Source organism: Stenotrophomonas sp. STEN046 (assembly GCF_056759755.1).
In genome coordinates this window covers 25,944-40,838 of sequence record NZ_JBRRDR010000027.1, presented here as the reverse complement: position 1 = coordinate 40,838, position 14,895 = coordinate 25,944, and the positions used below count along the sequence as shown (strand labels likewise).

Annotated in this window: 15 protein-coding genes; 9 read left to right on the top strand and 6 right to left on the bottom strand. The window is 67.7% G+C overall.

The features are described 5' to 3' along the window. Window positions 1-125: 125 nt before the first annotated feature. Complete coding sequence (locus tag ACVOLJ_RS13445; RefSeq protein WP_481564318.1) at window positions 126-521, top strand: MerR family transcriptional regulator; 396 nt, start codon at window positions 126-128, stop codon at window positions 519-521. Between the two features lie 55 nt (window positions 522-576). Further along, window positions 577-1,158 (top strand): NAD(P)H-dependent oxidoreductase, encoded by a 582-nt coding sequence (locus tag ACVOLJ_RS13440; protein ID WP_475279836.1) that lies wholly within the window; start codon window positions 577-579, stop codon window positions 1,156-1,158. Between the two features lie 85 nt (window positions 1,159-1,243). On the opposite strand, the gene ACVOLJ_RS13435 is transcribed toward ACVOLJ_RS13440, so the two are convergent. From ACVOLJ_RS13435 to ACVOLJ_RS13425, 3 genes are read right to left on the bottom strand one after another with little or no spacing between them, the layout of a single operon-like run. Further along, window positions 1,244-1,498 carry a DUF6587 family protein gene (locus tag ACVOLJ_RS13435; protein ID WP_475279835.1) on the bottom strand — a complete coding sequence of 85 codons (255 nt, stop codon included), beginning with the start codon at window positions 1,496-1,498 and terminating at the stop codon, window positions 1,244-1,246. After that, window positions 1,498-3,360, bottom strand: coding sequence for a ferrous iron transport protein B (gene feoB, locus ACVOLJ_RS13430; protein ID WP_481564317.1), 1,863 nt, complete (start codon window positions 3,358-3,360; stop codon window positions 1,498-1,500). The genes ACVOLJ_RS13435 and feoB overlap by 1 nt, the downstream gene beginning before the upstream one ends. After that, a complete protein-coding gene (locus tag ACVOLJ_RS13425) occupies window positions 3,357-3,611 on the bottom strand; it encodes a FeoA family protein (RefSeq protein WP_481564316.1) in 255 nt (84 codons plus the stop codon). The genes feoB and ACVOLJ_RS13425 overlap by 4 nt, the downstream gene beginning before the upstream one ends. Window positions 3,612-3,730: 119 nt before the next feature. On the opposite strand from ACVOLJ_RS13425, the gene ACVOLJ_RS13420 reads away from it, so the two are divergent. From ACVOLJ_RS13420 to ACVOLJ_RS13390, 7 genes are all read left to right on the top strand, one after another. Continuing rightward, window positions 3,731-4,519 carry an enoyl-CoA hydratase-related protein gene (locus ACVOLJ_RS13420; protein WP_475279832.1) on the top strand — a complete coding sequence of 263 codons (789 nt, stop codon included), beginning with the start codon at window positions 3,731-3,733 and terminating at the stop codon, window positions 4,517-4,519. 1 nt (window position 4,520) lies between these two features. Beyond that, window positions 4,521-4,907 carry a VOC family protein gene (locus ACVOLJ_RS13415; RefSeq protein WP_481564315.1) on the top strand — a complete coding sequence of 129 codons (387 nt, stop codon included), beginning with the start codon at window positions 4,521-4,523 and terminating at the stop codon, window positions 4,905-4,907. A gap of 167 nt (window positions 4,908-5,074) precedes the next feature. Next, window positions 5,075-5,968 carry a hydroxymethylglutaryl-CoA lyase gene (locus ACVOLJ_RS13410; protein ID WP_475279830.1) on the top strand — a complete coding sequence of 298 codons (894 nt, stop codon included), beginning with the start codon at window positions 5,075-5,077 and terminating at the stop codon, window positions 5,966-5,968. After that, the gene (locus tag ACVOLJ_RS13405) at window positions 5,965-8,523 is read left to right on the top strand and encodes a sensor domain-containing protein (protein WP_475279829.1); all 2,559 of its coding nucleotides are present in this window, start codon (window positions 5,965-5,967) and stop codon (window positions 8,521-8,523) included. The genes ACVOLJ_RS13410 and ACVOLJ_RS13405 overlap by 4 nt, the downstream gene beginning before the upstream one ends. 106 nt (window positions 8,524-8,629) lie before the next feature. Further along, window positions 8,630-9,400 (top strand): SDR family NAD(P)-dependent oxidoreductase, encoded by a 771-nt coding sequence (locus ACVOLJ_RS13400; protein ID WP_481564314.1) that lies wholly within the window; start codon window positions 8,630-8,632, stop codon window positions 9,398-9,400. 49 nt (window positions 9,401-9,449) lie between these two features. After that, window positions 9,450-10,016: an elongation factor P-like protein YeiP gene (gene yeiP, locus ACVOLJ_RS13395; RefSeq protein WP_475279827.1), complete on the top strand. Its 567-nt coding sequence runs from the start codon at window positions 9,450-9,452 to the stop codon at window positions 10,014-10,016. After that, window positions 10,006-10,509, top strand: a complete 504-nt coding sequence (locus ACVOLJ_RS13390; protein ID WP_481564313.1) for a hypothetical protein — start codon at window positions 10,006-10,008, stop codon at window positions 10,507-10,509. Before yeiP ends, ACVOLJ_RS13390 begins: the two co-directional genes overlap by 11 nt. A gap of 52 nt (window positions 10,510-10,561) precedes the next feature. Here ACVOLJ_RS13390 and ACVOLJ_RS13385 read toward each other — a convergent pair whose 3' ends face one another. The 3 genes from ACVOLJ_RS13385 to ACVOLJ_RS13375 form a co-directional block, all read right to left on the bottom strand. After that, window positions 10,562-11,272: an MliC family protein gene (locus ACVOLJ_RS13385; RefSeq protein WP_481564312.1), complete on the bottom strand. Its 711-nt coding sequence runs from the start codon at window positions 11,270-11,272 to the stop codon at window positions 10,562-10,564. A gap of 83 nt (window positions 11,273-11,355) precedes the next feature. Continuing rightward, window positions 11,356-11,748, bottom strand: coding sequence for a nuclear transport factor 2 family protein (locus tag ACVOLJ_RS13380; protein WP_475279824.1), 393 nt, complete (start codon window positions 11,746-11,748; stop codon window positions 11,356-11,358). Beyond that, window positions 11,729-14,878, bottom strand: coding sequence for a multidrug efflux RND transporter permease subunit (locus ACVOLJ_RS13375; RefSeq protein ID WP_481564311.1), 3,150 nt, complete (start codon window positions 14,876-14,878; stop codon window positions 11,729-11,731). Before ACVOLJ_RS13375 ends, ACVOLJ_RS13380 begins: the two co-directional genes overlap by 20 nt. Window positions 14,879-14,895 lie beyond the last annotated feature (17 nt).

The window sequence follows — 14,895 nt, the reverse complement described above, 5'->3', positions numbered from 1 at the left end:
GCTGCGTGCCCTTTCATGCGCCGGCCGGCCCCTCATGCACCTCTGCCAACCGCCCGTGCGATCCATCGATGCCGACGCAGCGCTTGCCAGCAGCACGCCCTGCGCGCGGATGCAGGACTGAGACGATGCGCATTTCCGACGTCACCCGCCGCACCGGCGCCAGCGCCAAGGCGATCCGCCTGTACGAAGCGCGCGGCCTGCTGCCGCCGGTGCCACGCCTGAACCGCTACCGCGATTACAGCGAGCAGGATGTGGCCTGGGTGCAGTTGATCCGCCAGGCGCTGGGGCTGGGCATCGGGCTGGCCGCCATTTCCCGTCTGCAGCTCCCCGATGGCCAGCTCGATTGGCCGGCGGTGCTGGCGCTGCTGGAACGGCAGCGCACGACAATCACCGCCGAACGCGCACGGCTTGCGCGCGTCGAGGCCGAACTGCAACAGGTCAGCGACGAGCTTCAGCGCTGGCTGCGGCAGGGTGACGGCACCTGCGTGCTGGAACCGGCCGGCTGCCCGGCCAGCGTTTGACTCTGCCCCTGGGGCATAGCGCACCGTCGCCTGCTTTCCAGCATTCGAGGTTGCCGTGTCCCGTTCCATCCTGATCCTGCTCGGCCATCCCGACCGCGACAGCCTGTGCGGCGCCCTCGCCCAGCGCTACGCCACCGCCGCTGAAGCGGCCGGTCACCGGGTGCGCCTGATCGCCCTGGGCGACCTGCAGTTCGACCCGGTGCTCCACCACGGTTACCGCCAGATCCAGGCACTGGAACCGGACCTGATGGATGCCGCCGACGCCATCCACGCCTGCGACCACCTGGTGCTGGTCTACCCCACCTGGTGGGGCGCGATGCCGGCGTTGCTGAAGGGCTTCTTCGACCGCGTGCTGCTGCCGGGCTTCGCTTTCCGCTACCGGCGCGATTCGGTGTGGTGGGACCGCCTGCTGGCCGGCCGCAGCGCGCGGGTGATCACCACCCTGGATACGCCGCCCTGGTACTACCGCTGGATCTACCGCGACCCGGGCATTGCGCAGATCCGCGCCACCATCCTGGAATTCTGCGGCATCCGGCCTGTGCGGGTCAGCCGCCTGGGTGCGGTGCGCAACAGCACACCCGCGCAACGGGAGCGCTGGTTGGCGCTGGCAGCGGCGTTGGGCGCACGGGCCAGGTAGATCCACGCCATGCGTGGATGGACTGAAAAGCGTGCGAACCAAGGTTCGCACCCACCGGGCGGGTTCGCACCCAGCAAAGCCCGGGTCAGTGCTGCTTGGGCGGGGTCGGCCCGCAGCTGTCACAGCCCCCGCAGGCGCCACCGCCGCCACTGGCCGGCGGCGCGATTTTCCGCCCCAGCGCCTGCATCCAGGCCGCGCGTCCGGGCTTGAGCAGGGCCAGCGCCAACGCACCGCGCAGCCTGCGAACGGTGCCGGGCGCCTGCTTCTTCAGCACCACCCACGCACTGACCAGCACGGCCACCGCGATGATCAGGTACTGGATCAGCAGGCCGGCGTCCATCAGCCGCCCCCCAGCGCCACGGTCACCTGGTAGGTGATCAGCGCCGCCACATAGGCCGCAGCGAACAGGTAGAACGCCGAGAAGCCCATCGTCTTCCACGAGTTGGTCTCGCGCTTGATGGTGGCCAGGGTGGAGATGCACATCGGCGCGTAGATGAACCACACCAGCAGCGCCAGACCCGTTGCCAGCGACCAGCCGTCCGCCACCACCGGCGACAGGGCCGAGATCGCCGCATCATCATCGGCAGCCGACAGCGCGTAGACCGTGGCCAGTGAAGACACCGCCACTTCGCGTGCGGCCAGGCCCGGGATCAGCGCGATGCAGATCTGCCAGTTGAAGCCCAGCGGCGCGAAGATCGCGGTCATCGCATGGCCGATCTGGCCGGCATAGCTGTAGTCGATGGCCGGCATGGTGGCGTCGGCCGGCGCGCCGGGGAACGACAGCAGGAACCACAGCAGGATGGTCAGCGCCAGGATGATGCCGCCCACGCGCTTGAGGAAGATCATGCCGCGCTCGTACAGGCCCACGGCCAGGTCGCGCGGATGCGGAATGCGGTACGACGGCAGTTCCAGCATCAGCGGATGCTCGCTCTTGTCGCGGCGCCATTTCTTCATCACCCACGACATCACCAGCGCGCTGAGGATGCCGGCCACGTACAGGCCGAACAGCACCAGGCCCTGCTGGTTGAAGATGCCGACCTTGCCGGCCGGAATGAACGCGCCGATCAGCAGCGCATACACCGGCAGGCGCGCCGAACAGGTCATCAGCGGCGCGACCAGGATGGTGGCCAGGCGGTCACGCGGGTCCTGGATGCTGCGGGTGGCCATGATGCCGGGCACCGCGCAGGCGAAGCTGGAGAGCAGCGGGATGAACGATCGTCCGGACAGGCCGGCTGCCGCCATCATGCGGTCGAGCAGGAACGCGGCACGCGGCAGATAGCCCGATTCCTCCAGCGCCAGGATGAAGGCAAACAGGATCAGGATCTGCGGCAGGAACACCACCACCCCGCCCAGGCCGGCGATGATGCCGTCGGTCAGCAGGCTGGTGAGCGGCCCGGCCGGCAACACGCTGGCGGCCAGTTCACCCAGCCAGGCGAAGCCGGCTTCGATGCCATCCATCAGCGGCGTGGCCCAGGCGAACACCGCCTGGAAGATCAGGAACATCACCACCACCAGCGTCATCAGCCCGAACACCGGGTGCAGCAGCCAGCGGTCCAGGGTGTCATCGATCCTGGCGGTACGGGCCGGCATGCGCACGGCCGCGGCAAGGATGCTGCGCACCTGCGCGTGGTAGTCGCCGCCGCTTTCAATCCCGGCCAGCGGTGCGTCCAGGTGCGGCACCATGGTGTCCAGGCGTTCGACCAGGGCGCGCGCGCCCTGCTTGCGTACCGCCACGGTTTCCACCACCGGCACGCCGATCTCGCGCTCCAGCGCGGCCACGTCGATCTGGATGCCACGCCGTTGCGCGGCGTCGACCATGTTCAGGGCAATGATCATCGGCTTGCCCAGCTCGCGCAGTTCCAGCGCGAAGCGCAGGTGCAGGCGCAGGTTGGTGGCGTCGATCACGCACAGCAGCACGTCCGGTGCTGCCTCGCCCGGGTAGAACCCCCGGCACAGATCGCGGGTGATCGCTTCGTCCAGGCTGGCCGGATGCAGGCTGTAGGCGCCCGGCAGGTCGAGCACGGCGAACTCGCGGCCGGATGGCGCACGCAGGCGGCCTTCCTTGCGTTCAACCGTCACGCCGGTGTAGTTGGCCACTTTCTGCCGGCTGCCGGTCAGCTGGTTGAACAGCGCGGTCTTGCCGCTGTTGGGGTTGCCGACCAGCGCGATGCGCAGGGGAACGGCGTGGGCGGCGGGGGTCATGCGCGGTGCTCCTGGCTGGCGGGGTCGATCAGCACCCGCTTGGCTTCACTGATGCGCAGCGCGAAGCGGGTGAACCCGACCTGCACCAGCAGCGGTTCGCCGCCCACCGGGCCCTTGGCCACCAGGCGCACTTCCTCGCCCTTGACGAAACCCAGCTCACGCAGACGGCGGGCGATGGCATCGTTGGCGTGCAGGTCCTGCACGGAATCGACCAGGGCCGAGGCGTGCAGCGGCAGTTCGGACAGCGTCATCTAGCGTGTTCTCTGCTGGATGTAAATGGTTCTCGATTCTAACATTCCCGCGTCGCGTCATGGCCCATGACCAATGGCCCGCTATGATCCGTACAGGTATGGAGTGAACCTGGAATCCCATGAACGATGCTTTGCAGATCGAGCGCTCCGGCGCTGTCCTGACCCTCTGGCTGAACCGGCCGGAGCTGCACAACGCCTTCGACGCCGGCCTGATTGCCCGGCTGACCGCCGCGCTGGAGGCCGCCGGCCGCGATGACACGGTGCGCTCGGTGGTGGTGGCCGGCCACGGCGCCTCTTTTTCCGCCGGCGCCGACATGCAGTGGATGCGCGGCATGGCCTCGGCCAGCGAAGCCGACAACCGCGAGGACGCTCTGGCCCTGGCACGGCTGATGCGCACCCTGGACGAGCTGCCCAAGCCGACCCTGGCGCGGGTCCACGGCGCAGCCTTTGGCGGCGGCGTCGGCCTGGTGGCCTGCTGTGACATCGCCATTGCCAGCAGCGCTGCCCGCTTCGGCCTGACCGAGAGCCGGCTGGGCCTGCTGCCGGCGGTCATCTCGCCCTATGTGATCGAAGCCATTGGCACGCGCCAGGCCCGCCGCTGGTTCGCCACCGGCGAGCACTTCGACGCCGACACCGCGCTGCGCATCGGCCTGATCCACCAGCTGGTGGAGCCCGAGCGGCTGGACGAGGCGGTGCAGCGGCAGCTGGCGCTGCTCGACAAGGCCGGCCCGATCGCTGCGGCCTCGGCCAAGCAACTGGTCCGCCAGGTACGCGACAGCCATGATCGCGACACCCTGGACCGCGACAATGCCGCCCTGATCGCACGCCTGCGGGTCTCCGCCGAGGGCCAGGAGGGCCTGGGCGCTTTCCTGGACAAGCGTGCCCCGCACTGGGTTACCGAGGCCTGACATGCTCGACCACATCGGTTTGAACAGCGGCGACCTGCCGCGCAGCAAGACCTTCTTCCTGCAGGCGCTGGCGCCGTTGCAGATCGGCCTGGTGATGGAGGTGAGCGCCGAGCAGACCGGCGCCCACGATCACGTGGGCTTCGGCAGGGAAGGCAAGCCGTTCTTCTGGCTCGGCAATGCCTCACCCGCCAGCCAGGGCGTGCATGTGGCCCTGGCCTGCAGCGACCGCGCCCAGGTCGATGCCTTCCACGCGGCCGCGCTGGCCGCCGGTGGCCGTGACAATGGCGCGCCGGGCCTGCGCCCCTGGTACCACCCGCATTACTACGCCGCGTTCGTGATCGATCCGGACGGCAACAACATCGAAGCGGTCTGCCACCTGCCCGGCTGACCGGCCTCCCATCAACACAGGCGTGGCCGTTTCCCCGGCCCGCCTGCGTATCCCTGTTGGCAGCCTGGTGAAGAACCGGGCCGCCCCCGTTTTCCAGGAACCGTCGTGATCCCAACCGCACCTGCCCGCCCCGCCCATCCCGCCCTGCCCGCCGTGGCGGTGCTGCAATGAGCGATTTCGTCCGCATCGTTGAAGTGGGACCGCGCGACGGCCTGCAGAACGAAAAGCAGGCCGTTTCCACCGCCGACAAGATCGCGTTGATCGATCGCCTGTCGGCGACCGGGCTGCGCACGATCGAAGCCACCAGCTTTGTCAGCCCGCGCTGGGTACCGCAGCTGGCCGACGCCGCCGAGGTCTATGCCGGCATCCATCGCCACGTCGGCATTGCCTATCCGGTGCTGGTTCCGAACGAACAGGGCTATGACCGCGCGCGTGCCGTGGGCGTGCAGGAAGTGGCGGTGTTCACCGCAGCGTCGGAGGCGTTCAACCGCACCAACACCAACGCTGGCATTGATGAATCGCTGGCCCGTTTCGAACCAATCCTGCGCCGTGCCGCCGCCGATGGCGTGCGCGTGCGCGGCTACGTGTCCACCGTGCTGGGTTGCCCGTATCAGGGCGAGGTGCCACTTGCCGATGTGGTGCGGGTCGCCCGCGCCCTGCACCAGATGGGGTGTTACGAAATCTCGCTGGGCGACACCATCGGCGTCGGCACCCCGCGCAAGGCCCGGGCGATGTTGCAGGCGGTGGCCGCTGAAATTCCGATGAGTGCACTGGCCGTGCACTTCCACGATACCTACGGCCAGGCCGTGGCCAACATCGCCAGCTGCCTGGAGGAAGGGGTACGCGTGGTCGACAGCGCGGTGTCCGGTGCCGGCGGCTGCCCGTACGCCAAGGGCGCCAGCGGCAATGTCGCCAGCGAGGACGTGGTGTACCTGCTGCAGGGCCTGGGCCTGGCGTGCGGGGTGGATCTGCCCGCACTGGCCGAAACCGGCCGCTGGCTGGCCGGGCTGCTCGGCCGCGCCACTGCCAGCCGCGTCGGGCAGGCGCTGGCGGCGACATGAACGACAGCGGCCCGCGCGACCGTCCGGCCATCGGCGATGCTTCCGCCGCAACCGACCTCGCGCTGGCCGCTCTGGATGCCGCGCTGGCCGCTTCACCGCCAGCAGCGCAGGCCAGGCTGCTGCGGCAGGCGCGGCAGGCGCTTGCCGATGCCCAGCAACGGGCGCTGGACACCCAGGCCCGCTATGCCGCTCTGTTTGACGCGGTGCCCGACCCGGTCAGCATCCTCAGCGCCGAAGGTGTCGTGCTGGACGTCAACCGCGCCGGCATCGTTGCCTATGACCGCCCGCGCGAGGACATCGTCGGCCAGCCGATCGAGCTGCTCAATCCCGACCTGCCCAGCGACCATCTGCAGCCGGTCTGGGAAGCGCTGAACCGCGGCGACACCTATGTGATCGAAGTAACCAACATGCGTGGCGATGGCAGCCGCTTTCCGGTGGAAGTGCATTCGGCCGGCTTCCAGGACCGCGGGCAGCCCTGCATCGTCGCCGTCGCCCGCGACCTGAGCGGACGCTGGCGCGCGGAGTCGCGCTACCGGCTGCTGATGGAATCGATCGACAAGGGCGTGATCCTGTTCGACCGCGACCTGCGCGTCCTGTCGGCCAACCCGGCGGCACACCGCATCCTTGGCCTGACCGGTGGCGGCGTGGGCCTGAATTCCATGCTCGATCCCGAAGCCTGGATCGTGGTCGACGAACATGGCCACCCCCTCACCCATGCGCAGTGGCCTACCAACCGCTGCTTCCAGGCCGGGCGGATGATCCGCAGCACCATCATCGGTCTCTACCACCGCCCACGCGGACGCATGCTGTGGTTGTCCACCACCAACGTGCCGGTGTTCGGCAGCGGCTGTGACCAGGCCGACCATGTGTATGCGATGTTCAGCGACATCACCGAGCTGAAACGCAACAACACCCTGTTTTCCCGCGCGCAATCACTGGCCCACATCGGCGGCTGGGAATGGGATCGCGGCCTGCAGCGGTTGTACCTGACCGACGAGGCACGGCGCATCGTCGGCCAGCCACTGGACCTGGAAGACATGCCGGACCTGCTGGACTGCCTGCGCAGCGATGACCGCGCCGCCCTGCAGCAGGCTCTGGCCGAAACCATCGAGCACCGCAGCAGTTTCGGCCTGGAACTGCAGGGCCAGCGCCGCGACGGCCACTCGTTCTGGATACGCATGATCGGCGAAGTCTCTGCCGGCGATGTCGATGCCGCGCGGCTGACCGGGACGGTGCAGGACATCACCGAACGCAAGCAGGCCGAAGAGACCCTGCGCGTACAGGCGCGCACCGACCCGCTGACCGGCATCATGAACCGCGATGCGGTACTGGGCGACCTGGGTGTGCGCATGGCCAGCCCCAGCCATGACCGTGTCGCCGTGCTGTACATCGACCTGGACCGCTTCAAGGTGGTCAACGACCTGCTGGGCCACAACGCAGGCGACGAGCTGCTGGTGGAAGCCACCCGGCGCATCGCCACTGCAATCGGCACCGAAGGCCTGCTGGCCCGCTTCGGTGGCGACGAGTTCCTGGTGATCTGCGACCTGCGCGACCAGCCTGACCAGGCCGAACAGCTGGCAGAGCGCATCACCGCAGCGTTTTCCACACCGTTCCAGCTGGGCAGCGACGAGTTCCAGGTCACCGCCAGCATCGGCATCGCCTGCGCACCGCGCGATGGCACCGGCCCGCAGCAGCTGATCCAGAACGCCGACACCGCCATGTACGAGTGCAAGCGGCGCACCCGCAACGGCTGGCAGGTGTTCTCGCCGGAGCTGGCGCAGCGCCAGCACGATCGCCTGCAGATCGAAAGCCGCCTGCACAAGGCGCTGGACGGCGACGAATTCCACCTGGTCTACCAGCCGCAGGTCAACCTGCGCAGCGGCGCAACCATCGCCTGCGAAGCACTGATGCGCTGGCACAACAGCCAGCTGGGGCAGATGCGGCCGGATCTGTTCATCCGCCATGCCGAGCACACCGGCGATATCGTGCGCATCGGCCAGTGGGCCCTGCGCGAAGCCTGCAGGCAGGTGCGGCAATGGCAGGACGATGGCCTCGGCCTGATGCGGGTGGCGGTCAACGTGTCCTGGCGCCAGTTCGTCGGTGAAGACCTGGCGCGCTGGGTGCGCCAGGTACTGGACGAGTTCGGCCTGCCCGGCAGCGCGCTGGAACTGGAATTCACCGAACGGGTGCTGATCGAGGATGCACCGGACACCCTGCGCACCTTCGCCCGCCTGCGCGAGATGGGGGTGATGCTGACCATCGATGATTTCGGTGAAGGCTATAGCGCACTGAACTACCTGCGCCGGCTGCCGATCCATGGCCTGAAACTGAGCCAGCTGTTCGTCGAAGGCATTCCGCGCAACCGCTCCGACGTGGCCGTGTGCGAAGCGGTCTGCGCGATTGCCCGCAGCCTCGGCCTGGGGGTGGTGGCCGAGGGCGTGGAGACCGAGTCGCAGCGGCAGTGCCTGCTCGACCTGGGCGTCACCGTCGGCCAGGGCTACCTGTTCGCCCATGGCCTGTCGCCCACCGAGTTCGAACGCCGCCTGCGCCGCTAGCACCCCGCCTGTTCGCCTGTGACTGTTCCGGTTTGCAGCAGCGCACAACGGCGGCCGCCCCGGCTTCCGTTAGAATCGGCGGTTCTTGAACCTGCAGGACCGTGCAATGCAGCTGTCTTCCGTACGTGCCGTGATCACCGGCGGTGTCTCCGGCCTTGGCCTGGCCGTGGCCGAGCACCTGGTCGCCAACGGCGGCAAGGTCGCCCTGTTCGACCTGAACGACGCCAAGGGCGCCGATGCCGTAGCCGCACTGGGGCAGGACAACGCCCGCTATTTCAACGTCAACGTCAGCGATGAAGCGGCCGTTTCGGCAGCGATCGACCAGGCCCATGATTTCCTCGGTGGCCTGAACGTGGCGATGAACTGCGCCGGCATCCTCGGCGCCGGGCGCGTGCTGGGCAAGGAAGGCCCGATGCCGCTGGCCGGCTTCCAGGGCACGGTGATGGTGAACCTGGTCGGCAGCTTCAACGTTGCCAAGGCCGCGGCCAACCGCATGCAGCACAACGCAGCCGGCGTGGACGGCGAGCGCGGCGTGATCATCAACACCGCCAGCGTGGCCGCCTATGAAGGCCAGATCGGCCAGGCGGCGTACTCCGCCTCCAAGGGCGGCGTGGTGGCGATGACCCTGCCGATGGCGCGCGAACTGTCGCGCTTCGGCATCCGTGTCAACACCATCGCCCCGGGCGTGTTCTGGACCCCCATGGTCGATGGCATGCCTGAAGCGGTGCAGGAATCGCTGGCCGCCTCGATTCCGTTCCCGTCGCGCCTGGGCAAGCCGGAAGATTTCGCCAGCCTGGTCGGCCATGTCCTCGGCAATACCTACATCAACGGCGAGACCATCCGCCTGGACGGCGCCACCCGGCTCGCTCCGAAGTGATTCCCCCCGGGCGCCGGGACGGCGCCCTCCCCCAACGACCAACATCATCATGAAAGCCAACGACATCAAGAAGGGCAACGTCGTCGAGTTCAACAACGGCGTCTACCAGATCCGTGACATCGAACGCAGCTCGCCGCAGGGTCGCGGCGGCAACGTCCGCTTCCGCTTCATCATGTACAGCGTGCCGGGCGGCAACAAGCTCGACGCCAGCTTCGATGCCGACGACAACCTGGTCGAAGTCGAACTGCTGCGCCGCCAGTCCACGTACTCGTACAAGGACGGCGATGCCTTCGTGTTCCTGGATGACGAGGACTACACGCCCTATACCCTCGATGCGGACGTGATCGGCGACGACGCCGGCTACATCACCGACGGCCTGACCGGCATCTACGTGCAGGTGATCGACGAGCAGCCGGTGGCCATCCAGCTGCCTGCCTCGGTGGTGCTGGACGTGATCGAAACCCCGCCGGAGCTGAAGGGCGGCACCGCCACCAAGCGTCCCAAGCCGGCCAAGCTGAACACCGGCATTGAAATCATGGTGCCCGAGTACATCGTCAACGGCGAGCGTGTGCTGGTGAACACCGCCACCGGCGAATTTGCCGGCCGTGCCGACTAAGCGCCTCGCGCTGGTCGCCTGCCTGTCCCTGCTTGCGGCGTGTTCGCCGCAGGCAGCGGACAGCACCGTCGATACCGCGCCGGATGTTGCGATCGCCGATGCTCCCGGCCCCACCGCCGATGCGGCGGCGGCCACCCCGCCCGACAGCATCGACGCCTTGGAACAGGCCCGCGCGAAGGCTGGTTGTGCAGTGCCGGACGACGTGTATTTCCTGGAAGACATCCAGATCTACTGCAGCATGCCCGCCGACGTGCAGGCCTTCCTGGCGCGTGAGAACACCTGCCAGCACTTCGCTGGTGAAGAACCTTACGACGACGAGCGGCGGCGTGAACTGGATGCGGCAAACGCGGAGTTCTGCGAGGGCCGCGAGAAGAACTTCGATGACCTGGTTGCCCGCCATCGCGATGACTGCACGATCCGCCAGGCACTGATCGAGGTGAACCAGCGCTACGACCTGTCCTTCGATCTGGACCTGCAGCCCTGCAAGGCGTAACACCGGGCCTGCCCGGCCAACGGTAGCGCCGGGCCATGCCCGGCGAACGCAATTACCTGCGGCCGAAATTGCCGCAACCGTGGTACTGGCGCGTGCCCACCGCCAGCATCGCCCTGGCGTCGAACGATTCACCACTCATGCCGTCCTGGCAGGTGGTGCGCTGGAAGCTCAACTTGATGTCGGTGCCATCGGCCGCCTTGCCTGCCCAGCCATCGGCCCCGGCCGTCGGCTTGGCCACGGCGAAGCGGCGCTCACCATAGTCCACTTCCACCTGCAGGCCCGGTGCATCGCCGTCGACAACGGCCAGCCAGCCCGGTTCATTGCCGGTGGCGCGGAAGGCGGCGGCGCCTGCGCTGCCATCGCCTTCGGCAGCTTCCACGGCCTGGCACTCGCGGTCCGCCTCGCCCTTCAGGCCGAGCAGCGCCTGATCGCTGCCGCGCGTCCAGAACGTGTTGCCCTTGCCATCGGCGTACTTCGCACCGGATGCCGCACGCTCGGAGGTCATCGCGAACGTGCGCTCGCCCACCACCACGGTTGCGGCATCTTCGCCATTGAATGCAGCGCGCACATCCACATCGCCGCAGCGATACAGGGTTTCGCCGCCCGCCAGGCTGTCAACCGGCGTAGCGGTGGCAACCGGCGTGGCAGTGTCAGCCGGCGACGCTGCCGCTTCACCCGCAGCGGCGGTAGACGTCTGCGCGGGCTGGCACGCCGCCAGTGCAAGTGCGAGGGAGGCAGCCAACAGACTGGGAATGACACGCATGGCTCGACTCCTTGTCGAAACTACAGGGACCATGGACCCTATCATCTGCACCCGAATGGAGCCTGAAAGGCAACGGCCCCCGTTCAGCCTGCAAGCACCGCCATCGACAGCAGCTGTGCGCCACTCACTCCCGAGCAGCAGGTCCAGACCCGCAGCAGACGCAGGCGCTGCACGTGCTCCCGTCCACGCCAGTGGACATGCAGCTGGACATCGCTGGACAGCAGCGCGAGGCGGCCACACAGCAGCGATTCCACGGCGTGCACCTGCAATGCGTGCACCTGCAGGCGCCCTTCCAGCCAGTCACCCAGCCAGGGCAGCTCCAGCATCCGTGCGCCCTGCCCGTCCATCATGAACAACACCGGCGACAGCAGTGCGGCGGCTCCAGCCCTGTCACCATCCAGCAATGCGTCGCGCAGCTGCTGCTCAAGCAACCGCAGCTGCGCCTCGTACAGATCCTCAGTACTCCTGCCTTGCATCCGCATTTCCTCCCGGCATTGGCTGCCGTCGACGCAGGCGCTGGGCAAGCCAGTGCTGCGCGCCCTGCACCACCACATAGAACACCGGCACGAAGAACACCGCCAGCACCGTCGCGCTGACCATGCCACCGAACACGCCGGTACCAATCGCCTGCTGGGTTTCCTTCGAAGCCCCCTGCGCCAGCATCAGCGGCACCACGCCCAGCGCGAACGCCAGCGAGGTCATGACGATGGGCCGCAGCCGCAGCCGCGCCGCTTCGATGGTCGCCTCGACCAGGCCTCGTCCCTGCTGCTGCAACTGGCGCGCGAACTCCACGATCAGGATCGCGTTCTTCGCCGAAAGACCGATCACGGTGATCATGCCGACCTTGAAGAACACATCGTTGGGCATGTCACGCAGCAGCACCGCAGCCACCGCGCCCAGCAGGCCCAACGGCACCACCAGCATCACCGCCAGCGGGACCGACCAGCTTTCATACAGCGCCGCCAGTACCAGGAACACCACCAGCATCGACAGCAGCAGCAACCACGGCGCCTGTGCACCCGATTCACGCTCCTGCAGGGACTGGCTGGTCCATTGCAGGGCAAAACCAGCCGGCAGCTGCCGGGCCAGGCGCTCCATTTCCACCATCGCCTGGCCGGTGGACACGCCGCTGGCCGGGGCCCCGGACAGATTCAATGCCGGGAATCCCAGGTAGCGCTGCAGCTGCAGCGGTGCTTCGGTCCAGTGCGGCGTGATCAGCTCGGACAACGCGACCATGCCGCCTTCGCTGTTGCGGACATACAGTGCCAGCACATCCTCCAGCTGCATGCGATACGCCGCGTCGGCCTGCAGGATGACCTGCTGCATGCGCCCGCGGTTGGGAAAATCATTGACGTACTGCGAGCCCATCGCCGCTGACAGCGTGGCACTGATCTCGGTGAATGCCACGCCCATCGCTTCGGCCTTGGCACGATCGATATCCAGGCGCACATTGCTGCCTGCCGGCAGGCCATCGGCATGCACCTCGGCCAGCAGCGGACTGGCTTGTGCCAGTTTCAACAGCTGCTGCAGGGCCGCGCGCAACTCGGCCTGGCCCTGGCCGGTACGCGCCTGCAGGGCCAGCGAGAATCCGGACGAGCGACCGAGGCTGTCGATCGCCGGCGGCATCACGCTCATCACCTCGCCTTCGGCCACACTCGCCATTGCCTGCTGTGCTGCCTTCACTTCTTCCGCTGCGGTGCTGCCGGCGCGTTCGCCCCAGTCCTTCAGCATGGTGTAGTTCAGCGCTGCGCTGGGGCCCGAGCCGGAGAAGCTGTAGCCCAGAATGGCCTGGTTGGAGGCGATGCCCGGCCGCCCGGCAACGTGCTGCTCATAGGCTTCCACCACGGCCAGGGTGCGCTCGGCAGTCGCTTCGGCTGGCAGCTGGATGGAGGTCATGAAGTAGCCCTGGTCTTCTTCCGGCAGGAACGCCCCCGGCAACCAGTGCAGACCGATCAACAGTGCCACCACCAGTGCGGCAAACACCCCCATCACCCGTCCACAGCGACGCAGCAGCGCCGCTACCGCCTGCTGGTAACGACCCGTCATCCGCTCGAAGCCACGATTGAAGGCACCAAATACCCCGCCGCGACCGTGATGGCCAGGCGTGCCCGGCCGCAGCAGGGTCGCGCACAGCGCCGGGGTCAAGCTCAACGCCAGCAGCGCCGAGAACAGGATCGACACCACCATGGCAACGGTGAACTGGCGATAGATCGCTCCCACCGAACCACTGGCCAATGCCATCGGAATGAACACCGCGGTCAATACCAGGGTGATGCCGATCACCGCGCCGGTCAGCTCACGCATGGCCCTGATCGTCGCCTCGCGCGGCGGCAGGCCTTCCTCGGCCATGATCCGCTCCACGCCCTCGACCACCACGATCGCATCGTCGACGATGATGCCGATCGCCAGCACCATGCCGAACATGGTCAGCACGTTGATCGAGAAGCCCAGCGCCAGCATCACCGCGAAGGTGCCCAGCAGGGCGATCGGCGCCACCAGCGCCGGAATCAGCGTGTAGCGCCAGTTCTGCAGGAACAGGTACATCACCGCAAATACCAGCAGCATCGCCTCGATCAGGGTCTGCACCACCTTCTGGATCGAGATACTGACAAAGGGTGCGGTGTCGAACGGGATGCTCGACTCGACACCACGCGGCAGCAGCGGCTGCAGCTCGGCCATGCGCTCGCGTACGGCGGTGGCCGTGCGCACTGCATTGGCACCCGGACGCAGCTGCACACCCGCCGCCGTTGCCGGGTAGCCATCCTCACGCGTCCCCCAGGCATAACTCTGCGCGCCCAGCTCAACCCGGGCGACATCGCCCAGCAGCACCCGCGAACCATCGGCGCCGGCACGCAACACGATGGCCGCGAACTGTTCGGGCGTGGACAACTGGCCTTCGGCGGTCAACGGCACGGTGATGCGCTGGCCCGGTACTCCGGGCGAATCACCGATGCGACCCGGCGATATCTCCAGATTCTGCTGCTCGATCGCGGTTGCCACATCGCCCATGGTCAGGCCGTAGCCGGTCAGGCGGGTCGGGTCCAGCCAGATGCGCATGGCCTGCTCGGCACCGAACAACTGCACACGGCCCACGCCGTCGATGCGGCGCAGTTCCTCGATGATGTTGCGGGCCATGAAATCGCCCAGGGCCGCTTCGCCGACACTGCCATCGGGCGAGCGCAGGCCCACCAGCATCAGGAACCCGGAATCGGCCGCTTCCACGAACAGGCCGTTCTGGCGCACGCTGCGCGGCAGCCGCGGCTCGATCGCCTTGATCCGGTTCTGAACGTCCACCTGTGCCAGCTCGGGGTCGGTGCCCGGCCTGAAGGTGGCGATGATCGACGCTTCACCGGAGGTATCCACCGACGATTCGAAGTACAGCAGGTGCTTGACGCTGGACAGCTCGCGCTCGATCAGCCCGACCACTGCATCGTTCAAGGTCTGCGGGCTGGCGCCGGGATAGCTGGCATAGATGCTGACGCTGGGCGGCGCGACCGCCGGATAGCGCTCGACCGCCAGCCGCGGAATGGCCAGCACGCCAGCCAGGATGACGAAGATCGCCAGCACCCAGGCAAACACCGGGCGGTCAATGAAAAAACGAGCCATGTCGTGGATTCCTGGAA